Origin of the sequence: Chitinophaga deserti, from assembly GCF_003149455.1 — a bacterium.
GTDB lineage: Bacteria > Bacteroidota > Bacteroidia > Chitinophagales > Chitinophagaceae > Chitinophaga > Chitinophaga deserti.
The window spans coordinates 1-16,229 of record NZ_QFFK01000003.1 but is presented as its reverse complement, the minus strand read 5'-3'; the positions used below and the strand labels follow the sequence as shown (position 1 = coordinate 16,229).

The following is a 16,229-nucleotide window of genomic DNA, read 5'->3' as shown; positions in this document are numbered from 1 at the left end:
TTCTGTTTTTATCATTCATCAATTCACTTCCAGCTCATCTTTCGGCTGCAGCTTAGGGAAAGGTGCATGCGGTTCGCGCTGGTACCAGAACACTACGGAGCTGATGTCTGACTGCTGCGGGAGGTATCGTCCGCCACTGCGCCAGCCAAGGTCCTGTATGGTAATTTTTAAGTCCTTATCGAAACGAACGGGGTCCATGATATGCCAGCGGTACAGGCCGAAGCGTTGCTGGGCTTTGTATAATCCGTCGGGCCGAATTACCTGGTGTAATCCCACATAGGGAGTGGAGAACTCCTGGTACTTTCCTTTGGTGTCGAAGTTGTAAGAGCCGCAGAAGTAATCTTCCGTGCCGGTGCCGCAGATGGTCGGGAATTTGTTATCGCCGTCCATGAAGAACTTGATCTCCCCTTCGCCCCACCAGCCATTGTTATTCACGCCCCATGCCATGTAGGTGCCCACATAATGCCCTTTCCCTTTAATACCATCTATCAGTGTGAATTCAGCGCCTTTAACGGGGTTGTTGCGGCGGAACTGTGCATGGAAATATGCTGCATCGTCAGGTACCTGTGTAAGGGTGTAATCGATCTGGTAATACAGCGTCATCCTTTCCGTATTGATGTTTTCCATGGTGATCTTACATTTCTTGCGGAAAGGCATAGGCCAGTAGCAGTTGAAAGCGCTGCCGGGGTTTACGTTCACCGCGAGGGAATTGAGCTGTGCGTATTCGCCCCATCCCATACCGAAGAAGTCGCCCACGGGCACTTCCACGCTGGGGGTGGTTTCATCATCCCAGTAAAAGCGGAGGATGGAGTACCGCCAGTTGCCGGTAGGCGTCATCCAGATGTGCTGGATGGCTCCGGAGCTGTTGATCTCTGCGAGGGTAAAGGTTTGGCCGGGTTCGATGTGGATGTAAGGATTTACTTTCCATCCCTGCCCGAGATCGCGTGCGGCATGTTTGGCGTTGCCCTGCTCGAGGGTGGCCATGCCGCCTTTGCCGGGCTCACCGGTGAAGTTTTCAGGGGAAATGGAGCGTGTTTTGGCGTCAGACAGGCGGTGGAGATTGCCCATGCTCATGTCCAGCCCGTTGAAAGGCTGCTGTGCCACGGTAGTGATGGCCAGGCAGGCGCATAGCGCAAGAAGGAGCGGTGTTTTCATAATGTGTATCGTTTGAGTGGTTTTATGCTTTATCGTTTAAGCATTCCGGCAACAACAATATCTCATTCACGTGGTATCTGCAGAAAATCTATTGGTATTTATTGTGCGGCGCTGGACCGGCGGATAACGAGTTCCGTATCGATGCAGACTTCTTCCGCGGGCCGTTCGCCATCACGGATGTGTTCCAGCAACACGCGCACTGCGGCTTTGCCCATTTCAAGAATGGGCTGGCGTATGAAAGTGACGGGGGCATGGAAGAGGTCGAAGGCTTCACTTTCGTCGAAGCTTACCACAGCCAGCTGCTCCGGTACTTTAATGCCCAGCTCTATGATGTAGCGCAGTCCTTCAATGGCAAGACTGTTCGTGGCAAAGAACAGCGCGTCTGCCGGCTTTTTGGCTCCCATCAGCTGGTCGATGGCCGTGCGGATGTCTTCCTTGATATGTGAATACCGCGCCAGTTTGAGCAATCCTGCCGTGGGAAGATCATTATCCGTCAGTGCTTCACTATACCCCCTGCGGCGCTCTGCAATGTGATGCATGTTCGTTTTATAAGCGATCATACCAATGCGTTTACGGCCGGAGTGGATGAGGTGGGATACCGCATCGTGAGAGGCGGCGAAGTTATTAATACTGATACTGCTGGTGGCAATCCCGGGAAAGAAGCGGTCGATGAGTACAAAGGGTACATTACGCTCCTGCAATTGCCGGATCTGTGCCTCTGAGCCTTCCGTAGGGATCACGATCAGCCCGTCTACCTGCCGGTTCAGTAATACATTAATAAGATCGCCCGATTTATCCATGTTCTCGTCGGAGCTGCCCACGATCACGGTGTAGTTATTTTTCTTGGCTTCGTCTTCAATGGTACGCGCCACATGTCCGAAGAAAGGGTTGGAGATATCGGCCACAATCAGACCAATGGTATCTGACCGGCCGCTCTTCAGGCTGCGGGCAATATGGTTGGGCTGGTAATTGAGCTTCCGCGCTATTTTCCGGATCTTCTTCGCCATTTCCTGACCCACCCGGGCCTTCTCTTCCTTGTTGGTAAGTACGTAAGAGACGAGGGCTACGGATACCCCGGCCTCCTGCGCAATGTCCTTCAGGGAAACTTTCTTCTTCATGCTTTAAATATATGCTTAAACGATTAAGTAAGCAAGTTTTGCCATAAAAATTCTTTTTTGGCTACATTTGCCTTTCATTATAAAGACACATGAGCTCATTAGGCTGGAAGTTAATCAGAAGTTTCAATAAGGAATTTGAAGTGGGAGGAGAAATGGTAACGGTACGTTTTGTGACCATGAACTGCGTTCACAAGCAATTGTACCAGATTTATGTTCCCCATGAAGGGAAAACGGCACGTTTCCATATACAGGAAAATGCGGCCGGTGAGTTCAAAATTGTAGGCAAAAATACCTGTCCGCCACAATATGTGCCCCTCGAATCAGCCTTCGCACAGGCCATACTGGAATCTCCCGTGGGTTAATCTTGATTTGTCAATATCAAATTAATTATAACGACGGCCTGATTTGGCGGCCGTTATAATTAATTCATTGGTATAGGGTTTATTGTATGTTCCCATTTTCATCTACACGCATTATCATCAGGCTTTGTCGGAAATTGGGAGATCCGGGATCCCATTTGGAAGCTGCTACCAGGTAGCCTCCGTTTTTTAAGGAAATAGCCGTATTCGCTGACAGATTAATGGTACCCACATGTCCTTCCGGATATTTATACCTATGATCGAATGGTGCAGCCCAAACTTCCTGACCTTTCATATCTAATTTGACTAGTCGGGCAGGTTTATTTCCCCAGTCAAAATGATCCTGTAACATTACCAGGTTATTATCAGGTGCTGCTAATTGCTGGTATGTCCGCCAGTTACCAAATGCTTGTCTACGATCTAAAAGTAGACCATCAGGAGAATATATGTAATAAGGTAATGATTCAAATATGTGATTTAATACTACGAAGTTACCATTTGGCAATTGAGTGACAGATGATGTGTTTGGAGTGCCATTTACACCCCATTCAATATCTTTTTCCAGTAGGATAATACCAGAATCAGAGAAACGTACAAATTTTCCATTTACTTCTCCTTTCCTGTAAACTGCCACAGTGATACCCAGATTACCTGCGTGTAATTTTGCTGCATATGAACCCATTGGACTTGGAAATAAGTCCTTCGACCATTGCAGATTTCCTTCCGCATCCGTTTTCGTGATAACGCAGGAAATTGAATAGCCATCAGGCAGGGTTCGGATTCCCATCGCTATAAATCCTTTGTCCTTCGTTTGGGCAACATCCCGGTAAAATCCTCCGGCCACCAGAGGTTTCATCCATTTAACATCACCATCTTTCGTCAGGCAAATCAATTTATCCGGGCTGGCGGCGGAAACATCAGAACCCGTTGCAATAAATTCATCACCATCAATTGGAGCAAAAGACCACAAACCAAAATTAGCAGGGAATCTTTTAGTAGTTTGTACCTTCAGGTCTTTGTCCAGTTTAAGCAGGAAATATTTACGGTTAATAGGATGCGGATCATAATTGAGGTCGTCGGTATATCCGCATAAAAAGTATCCTCCATCAGCAGCTTCCGTTAGCGCGAGCGCCTTATTATGCCGGTCATTGTCAATTAGCAAACCTTGTTGCCCTAACTTTACATGCAACGTTTTTTTTGTTTCTGAGAATGCCTTCTCTGTACGGGTCGCCTTCAGGGTCACAATGTATGTGCCGGGTTGAGTATAGGCATGATTAGGTTGAGCCTCCTTTGAGGTGGTACCATCTCCAAATTCCCATTCGTAAGTAACATCATTTTCTTTCTTTCCGCTGAATGTATAATTATTACCAACTAAGTTTGAGCCTCCTGTCATTGTAATACCACTTAGCGTGTCTTTGTAAGTAATCGTAAAATCGGAGGCAGGCTGAAATATGTATCTTGTTTCAGTTTTCGTTTTAGTACAGCTTGTATATAGTACAATAGGAAGTGAAATTGCCAACAGGTAAAGGGAATATTTTAATTTAGGCATAATTACAGTTTAACGGATTCGAAAATGAAAGGAGGTGTTCCCCGGTGTACTGGATCCTGATAATATGACGAAATCATCATCAGCCTGTCACCATCGAGATAAACACCATAAAGCAACGCCTTGTATGGGTAGCTTTTTAACACCTGCTTATCTGAAAGTCGGATTGCTTTTACGGAACTGGTAATGTTGTCAGCCGCATAAATAATAGTTCCGTCTTCGTTAATGGCGAAATCGGCAAACTGATCGGTAACGCCCAAAACATCCAACTGTTCCAGCTGACTATTGTAAATTTTTCCTTCAGTTCCTGATATAAACCGGCCTCCGGAAGGGAATACCCGGAGAATTTCAGTCTGGAAAGGGCCGTATGCCCATTTTTCATTCACCACCTGCCCGTTTTCATCGAGCAAAATGGAATATGCGCTAGTAGGCCCGACACTGGGCATAACTTCAAGCAACCTGTTGTTGCCAAGTTTCAACATGCGCGCATTGCCTGTGTGGCCAATGTAGTTAAGTAACTCTCCGGTACTGCGGCGATATACTTTAGTTGCTTTTCGGTAGCCTTCCACCTCAGGAGTAGTCGTATAATCCGTTGTGCATACAATCAACATCCCGTTCATTTCCTGTACACCCAGCACCTGGTTACCCATCACATATATTTTATTTTTCTGCTCCAGGGTTATAGGGTCCAGAATCAGTAACCAGCCATCAAAAGTACCAACATAAAGCTCGCCACTGGTGCCAGCATCCGGATTATAGTCTATAAAGCCATTCGCAGGCATTTCCACCGTTTTAATAACTTTTTTTCCTACATGATCATAGACCGTTAATTGAGTCCACTTTGAATAACCTACCAGGTACAATACATGCCTTTCGTTATCCATTATTACATCCCTAATGTAGTCTGTGTAAAATGTCTGTGTTGGGACATAATGCACAGTGTCACGCAAGATATTTCCTGCTCCGGCATAAGCAGTTAAATAATACGATACTTTTGATGAGAATGGGACGTTGTCATCTGAATAACTTATAGAATCATAGCGATTGAAGGTTTTTAAATTATGTCGTATTGGTACGAAATTACCATTTCTGAATTCAAGGTGTTCCCGTATTATTTCATATCGGCTGAATTGATGCGCAGGGAATTGATTCCACTGGAAATTAATGGAAAGTTCACTGTTCAGTTTTGTTATGCGAAAATCAAGGTCTCCCGGTGGTAAAGGAATAATCACCTCCTCAATTATGGTTTTCGTCTTGCATGCAAAAAGGAACATCACGGAGATGAGAATTAAAGAGATATATTTCATCGGGTAACGGAATTTTTTTGGGTATTGGGGTCCAAATATACGAAATTATCGTAGTATATCCCTCCTGTAACCTGCTTATAGTTAAGGTGGCTCTGAATTAATTGCGAATTGTCACTCTCCCAGCGACCGGCAATAATCCCGTGGCGTCATTAATTTGATCTCGCGGAAGAAGCGGTTGAAGTTGGAAAGACTGTTGAACCCGCATTCATAAGCCAGCGCGGCAATAGGATGATCACCTTCTGCCAGCAGCTTGCAGGCATGCCCTATCCGTACCTCGTTCACGAATTGTACAAACGTTTTCTGCGTGCGGCTTTTGAAGTATCGGCAAAATGCCTGCTTATTCATATTCACCAGTTTTGCCACATCATCGAGCTGCATCTCGTTTTTAAAATGACTGAACACGTACTTGAATACAGTATCGATACGGTCATTATCTTTCGCCTGATAGGTATTCACATACCCGTGGCTGGCAAGGAGTGTGTATTCCCGCGTACGCGTCAGCGTATCGAGGATGCGCATGAAGGAAATCAACTGCGCGAAAGGCTGCTGGTCCGTCATTTCCAGTAAGATGTTTTTCAGGGTTTTCTTAGCCTGTCCGGAAAATTTCATTCCCCGCTGCGACTTCTTCAGCAACAGTTCCGTCTGCCTTTCCAGTCCAAACTGCCCCATCGAAGCCAGCAGTTTATCAGGGTCTATAAATAACGCAACCGATCTGGCATGCGCAATATTATTACGGTCAAAATACTTACGGTCGTTATGCCATACATGCGGGATATCCGGCCCGAGGAGTATAAGCTCATCGCTGTTGAAGTTCTCTACACTGTCACCAATTATACGCCTGCCTTCGCTCTCTACCACATACACCAGCTGGCACTCTTTATGAAAATGAAACTCCGTCGAGAAATAAGGCAGGTCTATCACCCTCACGGCAAATATGCCCATATGCGACTCTTCCTGGATCTTGGCGAAAACCGGTTTCATGTTAGCGGATTTTGGATGTAATCAATCGATTATTGCTAATATAGAACTAATATTCTATTCAGTAACCTAATTCTAACGTTGTATTGATAGAATATTTTATCATGACAAATAAAACTTGCTAATATACGCTATGAAGTTATCAACGGCCCGGTAGGTTTCCCAATCCTGGATCAGTAGTTTTGTTCTGTTCCCGATGCCGCCACCGGATTTAGCCGGGGAAAGCTTTAACTTATAGCCAGATAGAAAATTGTAAGCATGAAAGATATGTTGAAAGATAAAGTGATCCTGCTCACTGGTGGAGCCGACGGTATCGGATGGGAATGCGCCAAAGCATATGCGGCTGCGGGTGCTAAAGTATGTATCGCTGACTTGCAGCAACCGGGCGAAGCTAAAATGCTGCAACTCTCCGGCAATGGTCATGATTTCCGGCAGTGCAACGTAACATCCGATGCGGAGGTAAGCGCCTTGTTTACCGCTATCCGGGAGCAATACGGCCGGCTGGATGCCATCCATAACAACGCCGGACTTGCAAAGCCCGCCAAAGCCCTGCACGATACGGAGGACGATGAATGGGAAGCCCTCATGCGGGTGAACCTCAAAAGCATCTACCTCACCACCCGTCATGGCATCGGTATGCTCCGCGCTTCCAAAGGCAGCATTTTACACACCAGCTCACTGGTAGGCAGCATCGGGCAGGATAACCATGCCGCTTATGTAGCCACCAAAGGTGCGGTGAACGCCTTAACCAAAGCCATGGCGCTCGATTATGCGCCAGACGGTATTAGGGTAAACGCGGTAGCCCCTGCTGCCATCCGCACGCCTATGCTGGAAGCCTGGAGCCGCGAACAGCCCAATCCCGAAGCCATGCAGCGCTACCTCGATCAACTGCAGCCTTTGGGTGCCATGCCTGCCGGTGATGTGATCGCAGATGCATGCGTTTTCCTGCTCAGTGATGCCGCACGGTTCATGACCGGATGCATCCTGCCGGTAACAGGGGGCGCAGAGCTGGGGTACAGGACACTGATCTGATATTCTTTTTGTTTCATGATAAATAACATCGACATCAGCGATGCCCGGTTCGACCTGAAAAATGGTGCCGGCAGCGACGCTGTTCACAAAGATCCGCAATACGCCTACGCCGTTACGCACCTGCGCGACGAGCAGGGCCTCTCCGGAACCGGATTGGCTTTTACACTCGGGGAAGGCAACGACCTCGTTTGCCGGGCCGCTAAGTTTTATGCCGATACCCTCCGTGGCCAGGATATTGAATCCGTAATGCATGGCTTCGGGGATACGTTCCGTAAACTGAGTAATGAACAACAATTCCGCTGGCTGGGCCCCCATAAAGGGGTGGTGCACCTGGGGCTGGCGGCAGTTACCAACGCCTGCTACGACCTCTGGGCCAAAAAACGCGGTGTGCCGCTGTGGAAACTGCTGATCAGTCTCTCCCCGGAAGCCATCGTTAATACCCTCGACCTTTCTTACCTCGAAGATGTGCTTACCCGCGAAGAAGCCATCGCTATGCTCACCGAAACTGCGGATACCGCTGCCAGCCGCATGGCTATACTGGAAAAGGGGTACCCCGGATACGATACTTCCGTGGGCTGGTTCAATTACGATGATGAAAAGGTACGTGAGAATTGTAAGCGCGCGCTTGATCAGGGCTTTGGCGCCATGAAGCTGAAAGTAGGCTCTGCCGATCCCCAACGCGATATCCGCCGTGCCAACATCGTCCGCGATACTGTTGGTGATAATGTAAAGGTGATGCTCGACGCCAATCAGCAATGGAACCTCCCGCAGGCAATATCCATCTGCAATGAGCTGAAAGCGATGCATCCTTACTGGGTGGAAGAGCCTACGCACCCCGATGATGTGCAGGCCCATGTTACACTCGCCAGGGCTGTAGCGCCGGTTAAACTGGCATTGGGCGAGCATGTGCCTAACCGGATCATCTTTAAGAACTACCTGCAGTCTGCCTGCGCCGGCTTTATGCAGGTGGATGCCGTAAGGGTGGGAGGGGTGAGTGAGTTCATCACCATCAGCCTGCTCTGTAAAAAGTTCGGCGTGCCGGTGGTACCGCACGTTGGAGATATGGGGCAGCTGCATCAGCATCTCGTTTTATTCAACCACATCGCCATGGGCCATGAGGCCCTGTTCCTCGAACATATCCCGCACCTGAAAGAACATTTCCTGCATCCGGTTAAAATCGAAAACGGAGTGTATGTAACCCCGCAGGAACCAGGCAGCAGCTGCGACTTAATAAACCACGTATGATCAGTACCGCCGATATCATCATCACCATCAGTTACATCCTGCTCATTGTAGGCATCGGACTGTGGACGGGCATGCGCAAAAAAAGCGCTGCCGGGGAAGGCTCCGGAGAATATTTTCTGGCAGGCAAAACGCTGCGCTGGCCCATGATAGGCCTCGCCCTCTTTGCCACCAACATCTCCTGCCTGCACCTCGTGAGCCTCGCACAAAGCGGCTTCGATACGGGATTGCTGAACGGCAACTTCGAATGGATGGCCGCCTTCACGCTGATACTGCTCGCGCTGTTCTTCGTGCCTTTTTATATCAAATCAGGCGTGCCTACATTGCCCGATTTCCTGGAGAGGCGGTATAACCGGGCCTGCCGCGACTGGCTGGCTTTTGTATCCATCATCTCCGCCATCATCATTCACATCGCATTTTCTTTCCTCGCCGGTGGCATTGTACTGGAAACACTGTTCGGGATAGACATGTACGTCAGCATCATCGTGATTGCCGCCCTTACAGGGCTGTATACCATCGTAGGCGGTCTCCGTGCCGTGGTGGTGACAGAGTCGATCCAGAGCATCGTACTGCTCGTGGGAGCGGTGATTATTACCGTGGCTGCCTGGAATAAAATGGGCGGATGGGAACCTATGGAAGCGGTACTTGCCAATAAGGGCTCCCTCGATAAGCTGAGCATGATGCGCCCGATGGGAGATGCTTCCGGCATGTCGTGGATTGCGGTGTTCCTCGGTTATCCCATTCTGGGTATCTGGTACTGGTGTGCCGACCAAACCATCGTGCAGCGGGTACTGGGTGCTAAAGATGAGAACCATGCCCGTGTGGGCGCGCTCTTCTGCGGGTTCATCAAAATATTGCCGGTCTTCATTTTTGTAATGCCGGGCCTCTTTGCCTGGGCGCTGTATCAATCCGGTGCGCTCGATCTCAGCTCACTGCGTGAAGCCGGTACCGATACCGTAAACAGTAAAGGGATTTACACGCTCATGATTACACAGCTGCTACCTTCGGGTCTAATTGGTGTGCTGGTAGCCGCGCTGCTGTCCGGACTAATGAGCCAGATTGCAGGCGCGTTGAACTCCATTGCCACGCTGGCCAGCTTCGATCTGTACAAACGCTTCCGGCCGGATACGAGTGATGCAAAGCTGGTGAAAGTGGGCCGCTGGTCGTCGGGTATTGCACTGCTGCTGTCCATCACCCTGCTGCCGTTACTGAACCGTTACCAGAGCCTGTTTGAGGGTATCAATGATGTGATTGCCCACATCGCTCCGCCTATTACCTGTGTGTTTTTACTGGGTATATTCTGGTCGGGGGCTTCTGCTAAATCTGCACAGTATACGCTGTGGCTGGGTTCTTTACTGGGTGCCGTAGTGTATGCGGTCAACAAATTATGGCCGGCCAATCCCCTCGGCAGCATTCCATTCATGATGATGGCTTTCTATCTCTTCCTCGCCTGTGTTGCCATGCAGGTCTTTTTCTCCTTCCGCTACCGCGTGGTGCATACGGAGCAAAGCTCGGCACTCTACTGGCGCTCGTTCCGTGAGCCGCTGCAAAGCAAAGGCTGGAACGGGATCGGGAATTATAAGTTATTATCCGGCCTGTTACTTTTTATCATGGCAGCGCTGTACTGGATATTCAGATAATTAGATTAAACGTTATGATGATGAAGAAACTATGCATTTTTCTGCTGGCGCTTTGCTGCCACAGTGCCTTATTTGCCCAGGTACCTGTTAAGACGAGTCCTGCCGTTATGAAAGAATTTATGGACAAGCGTTTTGGCATGTTCATCCACTGGGGGCCTGTAAGCCTCCGGGGTACGGAAATAGGCTGGTCGCGCAGCGATCAGGTTCCTGCTGCTGAATATGATCAGCTGTTCCGCGAATTCAACCCCGTATTGTTTAATGCAGACGAATGGGTGAAGATCGCCAAAGACGCGGGGATGAAATATATCACCATCACCGCCCGTCACCACGACGGCTTCTGCCTCTGGCCTTCTGCTTTCACGGAATACGATATCGCTTCCACGCCTTACAAAAAGGATATTGTGGGTGCCCTGGCTGCGGCTTGTAAAAAACAGGGCCTCAAATTCTGTATCTACTATTCCGTATGCGACTGGTACCATCCCGATTATCCTATCCATAATCCCAACGATCCCAAGATCGATCCCAAATCGGATATGAAGAAGTACGTGGCGTATATGAAGAACCAGCTGAAAGAGCTGGTCACCAAATACGACCCCTACGTACTGTGGTTCGACGGCCAGTGGGAGCAGCCCTGGACAGATGAAATGGGTAAGGAAATATACGCTTACCTCAAGGAGCTGAACCCCAACGTTATTACCAATAACCGCCTGGGTAAAGAGTTTGCCGCCATGGAAAACAAGAAGATCGATGTTTCCAAAATGGTGGGGGATTACGATACGCCCGAGCAGGTAGTGGGTAAAATGAATATGGATATGCCATGGGAAAGCTGCTTCACCATCTGCAGGCAATGGGCATGGAAGGCGAACGATCAGATGAAGTCGCTCCAGACCCTGCTCGATATCCTGTCCCGCAGTGTGGGTGGTAACGGTAACCTGCTGCTGAACGTGGGCCCAATGGCCGATGGCCGTATCGAGGCCCGTCAGGCTGCACGCCTCCGCGAAATGGGAACATGGCTACAGAAGAATGGTGCTGCGGTATATGGCACCATGGGCGGTCCCTGGGCGCACGACGAAAACTTTGCCGCCACACGCAAGGGTAATAAAGTATACCTGCACATCATGAAGCCCGGTAACGGTACTTTGAAGCTGAAAGCCCTTCCCGGCCGTGAGGTACGCAAAGCAAATGTATTGGGCGGTGCTGCCGTGAAAACAGAAACTGCTAATGGGGAGCTTGTTATCCACCTGCCAACCCAACCTGCAGGAACACTTGTGTATGTTATCGAGCTTACCCTCGATGGTAATGTGGAGCAGTTGCCCGTACTTTGAACTTTAAACCACGTTTATGAATAAGCTATTGATTCTTTTACTGGCTGTAGCCTTTACTGCAGGCGGATGTGCTGAGCGGAAAGTGGAAAGGTTTGGCATGGTAACAGGCATCCGCCCCGATAAGATTGCTTATTACAAGCAGCTGCATGCCAATGTATGGCCGGAGGTGGTGAAAACGATCGGGGCATGCAATATTCGCAATTACTCCATTTATATGAAGGAAGTAGACGGAAAAAGTTTGCTGTTCAGTTACTTTGAATATACGGGCGATGATTTTGCCGCGGATATGAAAAAGATGGCTGCCGATTCTGCCACCCAGCGCTGGTGGAGAGAAACCGCACCTACGCAGATTCCTTTACCCGATGCGGCTGCTGCCGGCGAAACCTGGTCGAAGCTCGAAGAAGTGATGCATCTGCCCTAAACCGTCAACCAACGAAAAAGTGAAACCTATGTATAATTTGCGTAACCGATGGACTGCCGTTCTGGCGCTCCTCCTTACTACGCTCGGCGCCTCGGCGCAGCAGATGCCCGGAACGAAACCCAGTATTGCCCAGCAGGCCATGATCAAACGCGGATATGGTATGTTCATCCACTTCGGGGTGAACACCTTTGCGGATGTGGAATGGTCGGACGGTACTATTCCGGTAGACAAATACAATCCCACTAACCTCGATCCCGAACAGTGGGTACGCACAGCCAAAGAAGCCGGCTTCCGGTATGTGCTGCTCATTACCAAGCACCACGATGGCTTCTGCCTCTGGGATAGCAAATACACCGAATACGACGTGGCTTCCTCACCCGTGAAAACCGATGTGGTGAAGGCGGTAGCCGAAGCTTGTAAGAAATACGGATTGCAGTTCGCGATCTATTATTCCCTGTGGGACCGCCACGCACCGTCGTACAAAGACAAGAACCCGCAGGTGTATATCGATTACATGAAGAACCAGCTCACGGAGCTCTTTACCAAGTACAGCCCCATCTGCGAGCTGTGGCTCGATGGTGGCTGGGATCGTAAGCCCGAAGACTGGGGGATAGACCAGGTGTATGCGCTGGTGAAGAAATATAACCCTGCATGTGCCGTGAGTGTGAACCACACCATCGTGAATGAAGAAGGGAAGCGCAGCTACACCCGGCCTTCAGTGATGACAGAAGACAACAAGTATTTCTTCCAGTATTTCCCTTCCGATTTCCGGCTCTGGGACCCTGCGATTGTTACACGGTTCGATAAGAAGCAGTACCTCCACGAAGGCAAATCTTACTACATGCCTTTCGAGGCTACTATCTGCATCAGCCACCGCTGGAACTGGTTCCAGAAATCGGCACAGCTGCCGGTGCGGGAGCTGGATGAGATGGAGGAACTGTTTTACTGGAGCACGCATAATAACAACTGCCTCGTGATGAACATCCCGCCCGATCAAACAGGCCGCATCCGTGAGTACGAAGTACTGGCCGCCATTGAGCTGGGCAAACGCCTGGGGCTTGCGCCTAACAAGCCGCTTCCTGTAAACGGTAAGTTCATTTCCGAGCGCCGCCCGGCTACCGCCACCAGCGTATATCCCTCCGATAAGAAAGGGGAATACGATGGCAATAAAGTGACGGATGGTAACCTGGAAAGCCGCTGGGCTTCGTCAGACACACTGGCTTCGCTGGAGATTTCGCTGGACCCTGCGGAAGCATTTAATAAGATCAGCATTTTTGAATTTAAAGATGTGAAAGGGCTGCCAGACGGCTTTTCTCAGGTGCGCCTACCGCGCATCCAGGAGTATGCAGTAGATATCAGGCAGCATGGTAACTGGATTACCATTTACCTGGGCCATGAGCCTATGGGTGACTGTAAGGTGATACGGCTGCCGAAGCACTACAAAACGGATGCCCTGCGCTTCCGGGTGCTGAAGGCTTCCAACCTGCCATCTATTTATGAGATATCCGTGATTGATACGAATAGACGATAATACTTTTCGAGAAAACGTTCCCAAAGCAGGCATCCCGAGTTTTCGGGATGCATTTGTTCGTATTTTACGGGTTGCACTTTTTTTACCTAACTTATTATTGTATGAAAAAAGCATTGCTACTACTTTTATTGGCCGCGGCTAACGCGCAGGCACAACCTAAACCGGAACATAACCTGAAGCATGTGGCGCTCCCTGCCCGCTGGGACGAAGCCATGCCTTTGGGGAATGGTATGATCGGCGCCCTCATCTGGCAGAAAGCCGGGAAACTGCGCTTCTCGCTGGACAGGGTAGACCTCTGGGACGATCGCCCCATGCCTAAAATCGATCAGCTGAAGTTCTCCTACGTTATTGAACAGGTAAAGAAAAAAGACTACAGACCCGTGCAGGAACTGGGTGACGTGCCCTATGAAGCAAACGCCGCACCTACTAAAATACCCGGTGCTGCCATGGAACTGGATATGACCGGTTGGGGCGATGCAGTGTCCGGTGAACTGGATATCCGTACCGGGCTGCATGAAGCGCGTTTTGCATCCGGCGCCATCTTCCGGACTTATGTACATGCTAAAAATGACTATGGAATGTTCACGCTGGAAGGTGCGCCTTTCAAACTGGAACTGATCGCACCCACGTATTTTTCTGAAAAGAGATCCGGTGATGCGAATAGCGTGGAAGGGCATAGCCTTTCCCGGCTGGGTTATCAGCAGGGTACAGTAACGAAGGAAGGGAACTCCATCCGCTATCACCAGCCCACTTACGAAGGGCATTACTACGAAGTACTGGTGGAATGGAAGGAAGCAAATGGTAAAACCTCCGGCAGCTGGACCATCTCCAACGATAAGAAAGCAGTATTACCCGCAGCAGCAGGTAACACAAAGCAATCCTGGGAAAGCCATGCGGCATGGTGGAAGTCTTACTGGGACCGCTCTTCCATCACCCTCCCCGAGCCATTGCTGGAAAAAGAGTACTACCTCGATATGTATAAGTTTGGCAGCGTGGCACGTGCGCATACGCCGCCTATTTCCCTGCAGGCGGTATGGACGGCCGACAATGGGAACCTCCCTCCCTGGAAAGGCGATTTCCACCACGATCTCAATACCCAGCTCAGCTACTGGCCGGGCTACACCGCTAATCATACAGACCTTACCGAAGGCTTTACCAACTGGCTCTGGAACACGAAGGCAGAGAATGCACGCTACACGAAGCATTACTTTGGTGTGGAAGGACTCAATGTACCCGGGGTAAATACTATTTCCGGGAAGCCCATGGGTGGCTGGATTCAGTATTCCATGAGCCCTACTGTAGCAGCATGGCTGGCGCAGCATTTTTACTGGCAGTGGAAGTTTAGTGGCGATGAGAAGTTCCTGCGCGAGCGTTGCAAGCCCTGGTTCGATGAAGTGGCTATGTTCCTTAAAAACATCCGCGTGAAAGATCCTGTAACGGGGCAATTCAAACTCCCGCTAAGCTCTTCTCCGGAATACCATGATAACAGTATCAAAGCCTGGTTCCAGGATTACACCAATTATGATCTGGCGCTCATACGTTTCTTCTTTACGGCTTACGCGGAAATTGCCGCAGCAGCCGGAGATAAGAATGTTCCCTCAGCACAGGTGGCATTACAGGATTACCCGGCGCTTTACGGCGACAGTACAGGCCTGCATATTGCTCCGGGCCACCCGCTGGATGGTTCCCACCGCCATCACAGTCAGCTGATGGGTATCTATCCGCTGAAAGTATTGTCTTACCAGCGGGAGGCCGACCGGCAGCTCATCGATAACTCACTGGCTTGGATGAGTAAAAACGGTACGCGTGCCTGGGTAGGTTATTCCTTTGCATGGGCGGCTTCGCTTTATGCTCAGTCGGGTAATGGCGACAGCACCGTCAGCTATCTCCGGAAGTTTGCTTCCAACTTCGTTTCCTCCAACAGCTTTCACCTGAATGGTGATCAGAAAGGCGGGCAATATTCCGGGTTTACCTACCGCCCCTTTACCCTCGAAGGTAATTTTGCCTATGCACAGGGGGTACATGAAATGTTGATGCAAACGCACGATAATGTGATCCATCTTTTCCCGGCTTTACCTACAGACTGGAAAAGCGTTGCTTTCAGGAAGCTCCGCAGTGAATCCGGCTGCCTGGTGAGTGCAGAAATGCAGGACGGAAGGCTGAAGCAGGTAACGGTGTATGCGGAAAGAGCGCAAACCGTGAAGCTGAAAAGGAATGTGGCTGGTTTGCAATTACAGGCCCTTAAAGGTGCTGTTGAAGGCGATGTGATAACCTTGCGCCTCAAAAAGGGAGAAAAGGCAGTTTTGAAGCCTTAAAAAGGCAATAAAGATTATTTGCAGGGCTGTCTCATCACGAGATGGCCCTTTTTTATGCCCGTAACTGGTTTTTCTATTTTGCAACACCACTTCTGCAGATACAAATTTTCACAATTGGCCGATAACGGCACTTTGTCTTATTTCAAAATTGGCTTTACAGTTTAGGGATTTAATAACGTTTAAATTAAATTTCCTTTATGAAGAAGACGCAGGGCAGAAAAAGCCAATATTCAGATTCAGAGCGCATAGCGATAGCCCAG

Annotated in this window: 13 protein-coding genes; 8 read left to right on the top strand and 5 right to left on the bottom strand. The window is 49.5% G+C overall.

Features of this window, described 5'->3' with window-relative positions; all coding sequences use genetic code 11:
* Positions 1–18: 18 nt before the first annotated feature.
* Both DEV76_RS07395 and DEV76_RS07390 read right to left on the bottom strand, forming a co-directional pair.
* Positions 19–1,155 carry a glycoside hydrolase family 172 protein gene (locus DEV76_RS07395; protein WP_109696751.1) on the bottom strand — a complete coding sequence of 379 codons (1,137 nt, stop codon included), beginning with the start codon at positions 1,153–1,155 and terminating at the stop codon, positions 19–21.
* Between the two features lie 98 nt (positions 1,156–1,253).
* The gene (locus DEV76_RS07390; RefSeq protein ID WP_109696749.1) at positions 1,254–2,273 is read right to left on the bottom strand and encodes a LacI family DNA-binding transcriptional regulator; all 1,020 of its coding nucleotides are present in this window, start codon (positions 2,271–2,273) and stop codon (positions 1,254–1,256) included.
* Between the two features lie 89 nt (positions 2,274–2,362).
* On the opposite strand from DEV76_RS07390, the gene DEV76_RS07385 reads away from it, so the two are divergent.
* Positions 2,363–2,635: a hypothetical protein gene (locus tag DEV76_RS07385; RefSeq protein ID WP_109696748.1), complete on the top strand. Its 273-nt coding sequence runs from the start codon at positions 2,363–2,365 to the stop codon at positions 2,633–2,635.
* Between the two features lie 79 nt (positions 2,636–2,714).
* On the opposite strand, the gene DEV76_RS07380 is transcribed toward DEV76_RS07385, so the two are convergent.
* The 3 genes from DEV76_RS07380 to DEV76_RS07370 all read right to left on the bottom strand — a co-directional run bounded on the left by DEV76_RS07380 (position 2,715) and on the right by DEV76_RS07370 (position 6,466).
* Positions 2,715–4,181: a PKD domain-containing protein gene (locus DEV76_RS07380; protein WP_109696745.1), complete on the bottom strand. Its 1,467-nt coding sequence runs from the start codon at positions 4,179–4,181 to the stop codon at positions 2,715–2,717.
* A 2-nt stretch (positions 4,182–4,183) separates the two neighbouring features.
* A complete protein-coding gene (locus tag DEV76_RS07375) occupies positions 4,184–5,485 on the bottom strand; it encodes a hypothetical protein (protein WP_157962764.1) in 1,302 nt (433 codons plus the stop codon).
* A 111-nt stretch (positions 5,486–5,596) separates the two neighbouring features.
* Entirely contained in the window at positions 5,597–6,466 is an 870-nt protein-coding gene (locus DEV76_RS07370) for an AraC family transcriptional regulator (RefSeq protein WP_109696741.1), read from the bottom strand.
* Positions 6,467–6,721: 255 nt separating this feature from the next.
* Here DEV76_RS07370 and DEV76_RS07365 point away from each other — a divergent pair, with 255 nt between their 5' ends.
* The 7 genes from DEV76_RS07365 to DEV76_RS07335 all read left to right on the top strand — a co-directional run bounded on the left by DEV76_RS07365 (position 6,722) and on the right by DEV76_RS07335 (position 15,969).
* A complete protein-coding gene (locus DEV76_RS07365; RefSeq protein ID WP_109696739.1) occupies positions 6,722–7,495 on the top strand; it encodes an SDR family NAD(P)-dependent oxidoreductase in 774 nt (257 codons plus the stop codon).
* A gap of 15 nt (positions 7,496–7,510) precedes the next feature.
* Entirely contained in the window at positions 7,511–8,740 is a 1,230-nt protein-coding gene (locus DEV76_RS07360) for an enolase C-terminal domain-like protein (protein ID WP_109696737.1), read from the top strand.
* Positions 8,737–10,377: a sodium:solute symporter gene (locus DEV76_RS07355; protein ID WP_109696734.1), complete on the top strand. Its 1,641-nt coding sequence runs from the start codon at positions 8,737–8,739 to the stop codon at positions 10,375–10,377. The genes DEV76_RS07360 and DEV76_RS07355 overlap by 4 nt, the downstream gene beginning before the upstream one ends.
* Before the next feature lie 20 nt (positions 10,378–10,397).
* A complete protein-coding gene (locus DEV76_RS07350; RefSeq protein ID WP_157962763.1) occupies positions 10,398–11,702 on the top strand; it encodes an alpha-L-fucosidase in 1,305 nt (434 codons plus the stop codon).
* Positions 11,703–11,718: 16 nt separating this feature from the next.
* Entirely contained in the window at positions 11,719–12,123 is a 405-nt protein-coding gene (locus DEV76_RS07345) for an L-rhamnose mutarotase (RefSeq protein WP_198651977.1), read from the top strand.
* Between the two features lie 28 nt (positions 12,124–12,151).
* On the top strand, positions 12,152–13,654 hold the full coding sequence (locus tag DEV76_RS07340) for an alpha-L-fucosidase (protein WP_109696730.1): 1,503 nt from the start codon (positions 12,152–12,154) through the stop codon (positions 13,652–13,654).
* A 101-nt stretch (positions 13,655–13,755) separates the two neighbouring features.
* Positions 13,756–15,969, top strand: a complete 2,214-nt coding sequence (locus tag DEV76_RS07335; protein WP_109696728.1) for a glycosyl hydrolase family 95 catalytic domain-containing protein — start codon at positions 13,756–13,758, stop codon at positions 15,967–15,969.
* The last annotated feature ends 260 nt before the right edge of the window (positions 15,970–16,229 follow it).

Bases quoted from the DNA above. Each gene is read 5' to 3' on its own strand.
- DEV76_RS07395 (WP_109696751.1), bottom strand. From the start codon at position 1,155: ATGAAAACACCGCTCCTTCTTGCGCTATGCGCCTGCCTGGCCATCACT.
- DEV76_RS07390 (WP_109696749.1), bottom strand. From the start codon at position 2,273: ATGAAGAAGAAAGTTTCCCTGAAGGACATTGCGCAGGAGGCCGGGGTA.
- DEV76_RS07385 (WP_109696748.1), top strand. From the start codon at position 2,363: ATGAGCTCATTAGGCTGGAAGTTAATCAGAAGTTTCAATAAGGAATTT.
- DEV76_RS07380 (WP_109696745.1), bottom strand. From the start codon at position 4,181: ATGCCTAAATTAAAATATTCCCTTTACCTGTTGGCAATTTCACTTCCT.
- DEV76_RS07375 (WP_157962764.1), bottom strand. From the start codon at position 5,485: ATGAAATATATCTCTTTAATTCTCATCTCCGTGATGTTCCTTTTTGCA.
- DEV76_RS07370 (WP_109696741.1), bottom strand. From the start codon at position 6,466: ATGAAACCGGTTTTCGCCAAGATCCAGGAAGAGTCGCATATGGGCATA.
- DEV76_RS07365 (WP_109696739.1), top strand. From the start codon at position 6,722: ATGAAAGATATGTTGAAAGATAAAGTGATCCTGCTCACTGGTGGAGCC.
- DEV76_RS07360 (WP_109696737.1), top strand. From the start codon at position 7,511: ATGATAAATAACATCGACATCAGCGATGCCCGGTTCGACCTGAAAAAT.
- DEV76_RS07355 (WP_109696734.1), top strand. From the start codon at position 8,737: ATGATCAGTACCGCCGATATCATCATCACCATCAGTTACATCCTGCTC.
- DEV76_RS07350 (WP_157962763.1), top strand. From the start codon at position 10,398: ATGAAGAAACTATGCATTTTTCTGCTGGCGCTTTGCTGCCACAGTGCC.
- DEV76_RS07345 (WP_198651977.1), top strand. From the start codon at position 11,719: ATGAATAAGCTATTGATTCTTTTACTGGCTGTAGCCTTTACTGCAGGC.
- DEV76_RS07340 (WP_109696730.1), top strand. From the start codon at position 12,152: ATGTATAATTTGCGTAACCGATGGACTGCCGTTCTGGCGCTCCTCCTT.
- DEV76_RS07335 (WP_109696728.1), top strand. From the start codon at position 13,756: ATGAAAAAAGCATTGCTACTACTTTTATTGGCCGCGGCTAACGCGCAG.